Annotated in this window: 4 protein-coding genes and 3 pseudogenes; 2 read left to right on the forward strand and 5 right to left on the reverse strand. The window is 71.2% G+C overall.

The window, feature by feature from the left end; translation table 11 throughout:
• Positions 1–947 (forward strand): tetratricopeptide repeat protein (locus tag D474_RS0124085; RefSeq protein WP_017616044.1); only part of this gene is annotated, 947 nt, incomplete at its 5' end.
• Between the two features lie 21 nt (positions 948–968).
• Here D474_RS0124085 and D474_RS0124090 read toward each other — a convergent pair.
• The 4 genes and pseudogenes from D474_RS0124090 to D474_RS29930 all read right to left on the reverse strand — a co-directional run bounded on the left by D474_RS0124090 (position 969) and on the right by D474_RS29930 (position 5,856).
• Positions 969–1,979, reverse strand: coding sequence for a hypothetical protein (locus tag D474_RS0124090; protein WP_017616045.1), 1,011 nt, complete (start codon positions 1,977–1,979; stop codon positions 969–971).
• Positions 1,980–2,101: 122 nt separating this feature from the next.
• Positions 2,102–4,136 (reverse strand): annotated as a pseudogene (locus D474_RS29925) (TRAP transporter permease).
• Positions 4,084–4,836, reverse strand: a complete 753-nt coding sequence (locus tag D474_RS34150; RefSeq protein WP_338045302.1) for a DUF1850 domain-containing protein — start codon at positions 4,834–4,836, stop codon at positions 4,084–4,086. The pseudogene D474_RS29925 and the gene D474_RS34150 overlap by 53 nt, the downstream one beginning before the upstream one ends.
• Before the next feature lie 19 nt (positions 4,837–4,855).
• Positions 4,856–5,856: pseudogene (locus tag D474_RS29930) on the reverse strand (TAXI family TRAP transporter solute-binding subunit).
• A gap of 219 nt (positions 5,857–6,075) precedes the next feature.
• Between D474_RS29930 and D474_RS0124105 the strand changes: the two are divergent.
• The gene (locus D474_RS0124105; RefSeq protein ID WP_017616052.1) at positions 6,076–7,050 is read left to right on the forward strand and encodes a TAXI family TRAP transporter solute-binding subunit; all 975 of its coding nucleotides are present in this window, start codon (positions 6,076–6,078) and stop codon (positions 7,048–7,050) included.
• Here D474_RS0124105 and D474_RS33690 read toward each other — a convergent pair.
• A pseudogene (locus D474_RS33690) lies at positions 7,028–7,184 on the reverse strand (two-component sensor histidine kinase); the annotation flags it as partial. The gene D474_RS0124105 and the pseudogene D474_RS33690 sit on opposite strands and share 23 nt — an antisense overlap.

Here is a 7,184-nt window from a genome sequence, read left to right on the forward strand (position 1 = left end):
GGCAACACCAGACGCAGAAGCCCGTCGCCCCCGCGGCCCTGCGCCCGGAGATCCCGGTGGGGCTCTCGCGGTTGGTCCTCTCGATGCTGGCGAAGCACCCGGGGGACCGTCCGGGCGGTGCCGAGGAGGTCATGAAGCGGCTCGCCCCGTACTTGCCCCCGTCGCCTGTACGCAGGCCGTCGGGGACCGAGCAGGGGCCGACCCTGCCCTACACGGAGGAGGCCGGCCCCGAGGAACCGGAGCAATCGGAGCAGCTGCTCTCCCGGGCCGATGCGGCCTACCGCGACTGTGACCGCGGCGATTTCGCCGGCGCGGCCGACGCGTTGCGCACCCTCCTGCCCCGGCTGCACGAGGTTCTCGGGCGCGACCACCCGGAGACGCTGAGGGCCCGTCACCGCGAGGCCTACGCGACCGGCAAGAACGGCGACCCCACCCGGGCCGTGCACGCGTTCGAGTCCCTCCTGCCGGATCTGGTGCGCGCACAGGGCCCTCTCCGAGCGGACACCTTGGCGGCCCGCCACTACCTCGCCACCTACACCGATGCAGCAGGGAACCACGCCGAGGCCGCTCGTCTGCACTCGGAACTGGCCACGGCTCTGGCCGAGGTCGCCGGGCGCGAATCGGGCCGGGCCCTGACGAGCCGGCTCGCAGCCGCTTTCGCCACGGGCCGGTCGGGCGACGCAGCCACCGCGGTCGACCTGCTCGCTGCCCTGGTGCCCGACCTGGAGCGGGTCCGCGGGGCCGACGATCCGACGACCCTGAGGGCCCGCCACTACCTGGCCGCCTACACGGGACACTGCGGACATGTGCACGAGGCGGTGGCACTCTACGAAGAGCTCGTCGCCGACCACATCCGGTCCCACGGGGCGGAGGACGACCGTACGCAGAAGGTCCGCGCCCACCTGGAGGGTTGGCGTGCCCACGCCGGGAGGGACACGCAGAGCTGAGGCGCCGCGCGCCGAAGCAGACTAAGCGCCGCGGTCGTCACCACCCTCGTCGGTGTCGTGGGCGGTGGGGTCGACACCGAGCTCGGCCATGGCACCGGCGATCTCTGTGCGGGGCGCACCGAAGAACGACCACGGCAAGTCGCACGCGTACCGGCCGACGGCGCCCAGGTGCCAGCGGGCCGGCTCGTGCATGCCGGCGCGGTGGAAGGCCCACCCGAACAGGTGATGTGCCTGAATGTCGTAGACGTGGGCCACGGCGTGCTCGGCCCAGGCGCGTGCGAGCCCGAAGAGCTCCTGGACGGGTTCGCCGTGCAGTCGTCCCAGACCCAGGTGGGCGATGTCGGGGCTCTTGCCCTCGGCGACCAGGCGCTTCTCCTCACCGCGCAGGTGCTCGGCATGGGCGAGGGCGAGCACGGCCGGCAGCGGATCGCCCTCGGGTGCGACGTCGGCCGAGGCCCCGGCAGCGGCGAACATCTCCTCGGTGGTACCGCCGCGCGTCGGTGAGAGAGCGCGCACGCGGGTCATGTGGGCGGGGAAGAGCGCGGGGGCCCGGTCGGTGATCTCCCGCCAGAGGCGGTCCTTCTCGTCACGGTCGGCGCCCAGACCCATGGCGACGGTCTGCAGCGCCACCCAGGGCGCCGGGTCGTCGGGGCGCAGCTCGGCCGCGTTGCCCAGGGGGATGCGCACCTCGTGGAGGGCGGCCTCCATGCCCTTGCGGTCTGCCTGGGAGGAACCGGCGGGTCGGCGCTGGGCCCCGGAGAGCAGAGCATGGCCCACCCACAGGAGCACGTCGGCCTGGTCCGCGCCGTCCTCCGCGAGTTCGGCTACGTCACCCGGCCGTTCCACGGAGGCGCGTCCCAGCGCTTCGGCGACCTGGACGCGGACGTGGTGGTCGTCGCGGGTGTCGGCGAGCAGAGTGAGCCCGGGCCCGAGGTCCCCCTCGAGGGCGGACTCGCACACCGCGCGAACCACGGGGTCGGTCCCGTACCCGGCGGGCACCAGGAGCGCGTCGATGTCGGTGCCGCGCAGCACCCTCTTACGATTCCAACCGAAACGCCACATGCTTCCCGAGCCTAAGCGCTGCTCGGCAACCACCCGGACGAGAGGGGCGGCCGCGGCTTCCTCCTCCCCGCGNTACGCGCACCGGGGGCCGGTCAGTCGGCGCGGGCGCCGACCTCGGTCCCGGACGGCTCCTCACCGCGGCCCGAGCGCTGGGCGACGCGGTGGCTGACCACGTGCAGGGTCAGCAGGGCCACGGCGAGCACGGACCCTGCGAGCACGAACCAGTAGTGGTGGACACCGAGCGAGAGCACGGTCTGGAAGAGGCCGGTCCACTCGGGGGCGATCATCACCAGCAGCGCGGCCGTGATCAGCCCGAGGCGTTCGACGATCATGACCCTTCGCAGGAAGAACCCTTCGATCGCCACCGCCGTGGCGGCCAGGGCAACACAGCCGGTGACCACGGCGATCACCACGTCGATCACGGGTCCGTCCAACGCCATGAGCGCGGAGTAGGCCATCAGGAACGGGATCAGGTAGAGCCCCTTGGCGAACTTCCACGCGGACACACCCGACCGCATCGGCTTCGCCCCGGCGATGCCAGCCGCGGCGAACGCGGCGAAGGCCACCGGTGGGGTGACGTTGGAGTCCTGGCTGAACCAGTACACGATCATGTGCGCGACGATCAGCGCCAGGCCGAGTTCCTCCAGGGCGGGACCGGCCAGGATCACCAGCACCACGTAGGAGGCCGTGACCGGCAGCCCGATGCCGAGGACCAGAGAGGCCAGGGCGACCATGAGCAGGGTCAGGAACAGGCTTCCGGCGAACGCGGTGACGAGCACGTTCGAGAAGACCAACCCGAGCCCGGTCAGGCCCACCATGCCGACGATGATGCCGGCGACGGCGCAGGCCACCGACACCACCAGGGTGTTGCGCGCGGCCGTCACGAAGATCTCGAAGAAGTCGCGCACGCTCAGTCGGCTGCTCACCCTCACCATCGCGACCACGAGCAGCGCACCGCAGGCGTAGAGCCCGGCTTGCGCGGGGTGCACGTAGTTGAGCAGAAGCACGATGAGCAGTACGAGCGGGGCCAGGAAGTGCCAGCCGGCCTTCATCACGGTCGAGAACCGGGGCACCTCGTCGGCACCCAGCGCACCGATCCGGTACTTGCGGGCGAGGATGTCCACGAACAGGAACATCACCGCGAAGTACATGACCGCCGGGATGATCGCGACCTTGACGATGTCGGCGTAGGGCACGCCGAGGCGCTCGGCCATGATGAACGCGCCGGCGCCCATGATGGGCGGCAGGATCTGGCCGCCGGTGGACGCGGCGGCTTCCNACCTTCTTCATCAGGGGGATCGTGAACGGGCCGGACGTGACGACGTTGGCGATGGCGCTGCCGTTGATGGAACCCATGAGCGCACTGGCCAGTACTGCACCCTTGGCCGGACCGCCGACCATCCGCCCGGTCAACACGTAGGCCAGACCGACGAAGAAGTTGCCGCCGCCGCTCTTGGACAGGATCGCGCCGAACAGGATGAAGACGAACACGAACGTGACGACCACGCCGAGAGTCATCCCGTAGATGCCGTCGTTGCCCAGATAGCTGTGGGTGGCGATGCGCTGGACCGTGGCGCCGGTGTGCCCGAATTCGCCGGGGATCAGTGGTCCGAGCCACGCGTAGTACATGAACAGCACCACCAGGATCACCATCACCCAACCGACCGCGCGGCGTGTGGCCTCCAGCAGCACGAGGATCGCCAGCAGTCCCATGATCCAGTCGATGTCCTCGTAACCGCCGGCGCGCGAGGCCAGGTCGGCCTGGAACACGATCGGGTAGAGGCTGGTGACCACGGCCAGCCCGATCGCGGCGGCGTCGATGACCAGTCCGATCGCGCCCCGGGTGCGGTTGCCGGGGGTGTCGAGTACGCCGCCGTCCTCGTCCTCGGCCATCTTGAGCGGCGGCATGATGAGGAAGACCAGCAGCATCACGAACATCAGGTGCACGAGCCGCTGCTGACGCGCGTCGACCCCGGCCGCCAGTGCCACGTAGAGCTGGAACGCGGTCAGGGCCGTGGCCAGCACGAGCACGAGCACGCCCACGACGTCGGCGGCGCGCCCGGTGCCCCAGCGCTCACCGGCGATGCGGCTCCAGACGGGAGGGAGCTGCTCGTCGCGCCCCTCGATGTCGGGGAGGGCGTCGGCGGAGGTCCTGGTCGTTCTGTGCCCGGACCCGAACGCGGGTCCGTGTGCGGCCTCCGCGGTGTCGGTTCCCTCGGTGGGGTCGGGGCCCTCGGGTACCTCGCCCCGGTCCTGTCTCGGGCTGTCGGTCATGGTCCACCTCGGGTGGTTCGGCGGTTCGGGATCGTACGGGGGGCGGGGGCTCGGGGTGGGCGCGGGGGCGTGCGGGGATCAGCAGTCGGGCCGGGGGCCGCCGTCGAGCCAGAGGCGCAGGGTCGAGACGCGGACCGGTTCGACGGTGACTCGCTGCCCCGACAAGCACGGCGACAGTTCCACCTCGGTGCCGGGTACCCGGAGCCGGTGGTCGACATCGGCCGATCCGACCCGCAGGACCANCGAGGTCCTCCACGACCCACCACGGCCCGTCGGCGCGGCCGCTGCCCTCGCCGGGGATCTGCCCCATCCCGGCTCCGAACTGGCGGAGCCGCGTGGCGTCCACGACGAGGCGGCCGTCCTCGACCAGGAGATCCTCCTCGACGGGCAGCCCGTCGATGGAGTGTGTGTAGGCCACGGTCAGGGCCTCGCCCTCGGCGAGCGGCAGGTGGCCCAGGTCCCGGCCCTCGTCGCTGACGCGCAACGCGGGCCGGGCCGGCCAGAGCAGGAGCGCAACGGCGAGGACGGTCGCCGCCAACGCCCCGGCCCGCATCCACCGGGAGCGCACAGTGCTATTCCTGTACGTCCTCGGGGACCTCGACGTCCTGCTCCTCGTAGAAGCGCTGGGCGCCCGGGTGCACCGGCACGGGTGCGTTCTCGATGCTCTCGGGCACCAGGTACTCCTCGCCGGGGGCGTAGGCGCCGATGACCTCGTCGATGTTGTCGTACATGGCCTCGGTGATCTCGTAGGCCTGGTCGTCGTCGAAGTCCTCCGAGACCACGAGGGCGTTCCAGGTGGCGACGGTGGTGACGTCCTCGTCGACACCCGGGTAGGTGCCGCCCTCGATGGTGTGCTCGGTGTAGTCGCCGTCACCCTCGACGATCTGGTCGAGCTCCTCGTCGCACATGGGGATCATCGAGATGTCGTCGGTGGTACCGAGCTCGACGATGCCGGAGTGGCCCTCCCCGACGACCCATGAACCGGCGTCGAGCTGGCCGTTCTGGAGCGCGGTGGCGGTCTCGGCGTAGCCGAGCTGGTCGAGTTCGATGTCGCCCTCGTCGATGCCGAGGCTCTCGAAGACCTGGTTGGTCGTGGTCTCGTTGCCGCTGCCGATGTCGCCGACCGAGTAGCGGGGGGCCCCCNGTCGGAGAAGCACTCGTAGCCCTGGGACTCGGCGATCGAATCCAGAGTGACGGCGTGGAAGACGTTGGGGTAGAGCACCGCGAGCGTGCGCGTCTGGATCTCCTCGCCCTCGAAGTCGGCGGTGCCGCTGATGGCCTGGTCGGCGGAGTCGCCCTGGACGATGGCCAGGTGGGAGTCGCCGGTGTCGATGAGGCGGATGTTCTCCACGCTGGCACCGGTCGCCTCGACGGAGGCCTGATGGCCCTCGAACTCATTCTCGACGATCGTGGCCAGGACCCCTCCGATGGGGTAGTAGACGCCGCTGGTCCCACCGGTGGCGATGCTGAGGTTCTCGACGGGGCCGTCGGCGTTGTCGGCCGGCTGTGAACAGGCGGAGAGCAGGAGGACGCCGGCGGGGATCGCGGCGGCCTTCAGCAGGGAGCGACGCATGGTCTGGGTCCTCTCGGAGGGGCGGGCTGTCCTGTCGGGGGATGTGGCGCGTGCCACTCCGCTGTCGGAAACCTAACCGTCACGCGCCCGTCATCAGTAGTCCCCGCGCGTGGATTTGAGCCTCTTCTGAGGTGGCCGGCGCATCTCTCCCACACGGGCGACGCCCGAGGTCAGGGCCGGTTCGGCCGACCACTCGGCCCGCACGGCTACAGTGGCGCCATGCAACGGGCCCCCTCCCGCCGCGCCGGCAGAGTGCTCCTGCCGGCCTCCGCCGTGCTCGTGCTCTCCCTGGTGCTGACGCTGTCCCACCCGGAGGGCGCACGGGTGCTGCGTGTCTCGGTCGGCACCGGCGGCGCCGGCGGGGTCTACCAGGTCTACGGCGACGGGCTCGCCGAGGTCACGGCCGACTTCCCGAACACCGAGATCTCCACCCAGGTGACCGGCGCGAGCGTGGAGAACCTGGAACTGGTCGCACGCGGCGAGCTCGACGCCGCCTTCACCCTGGCCGACGTGGCGGCGCTGTCGGTGGAGGGTGAGGCCCCCTTCGACGAGCCCCTNGACAACCACACCCACGTGGTGGTGCGGGACGGTTCCCCCTACGAGGAGGTCGCCGACCTGGAGGAGACCCCTGTCTCGGTGGGAGCTCCCGGTTCGGGGACCGAGATGATGGCCGAACGCCTGCTCCACTCGGCCGGCGCCGAAGGGGTGGACCGACGCCGCCTGCCGATCGAGGACTCCGCGGAGGCGCTGGCCGAGGGCCGGATCGAGGCGTTCGTCTGGTCGGGAGGGCTTCCGACCCGCGCTGTGGCCGACCTGGCCGAGGAGACGCCGATCCGCCTGCTGGACCTCGCCCAGCACGTACCCGACCTGGTGGCCGAGCACGGGGAGTACTTCTCCGAGCTGGCCGTGCCCGCACACACCTACCCTGGTGTACCCGCGGTCCGCACCATCGGGGTTCCGAGCCTGCTGGTGGTCGGCGCCCACATGCCTGACGACGACGCCCGCGACCTGACCCGCGTCCTGTTCGAGTCGCGCTCGGAGCTGACCGGCATCCACCCGGTGGCGCTGCACCTGGACACCCGCTCCGCGATCGCGACACTGCCGGTCCCGCTGCACCCGGGGGCGACCCGGTACTACCGCTCCGTCAAGTACGCACACGACCCGTGGACGGTCACGGCGCCTCCGGGAACCTGATGCGCGCGTCGATGCCGTGCGGCTCGGCCGGGCTCAGCGTGAGGCCGCCGCCCTGCATCTCCAGCAGGGTGACCACGATCGACAGCCCCAGCCCCGAACCACCGTGTCCGCCGTCGCGCCAGAAGGGGCGGGGG

Origin of the sequence: Nocardiopsis salina YIM 90010 (genome assembly GCF_000341025.1) — a bacterium.
GTDB lineage: Bacteria > Actinomycetota > Actinomycetes > Streptosporangiales > Streptosporangiaceae > Nocardiopsis > Nocardiopsis salina.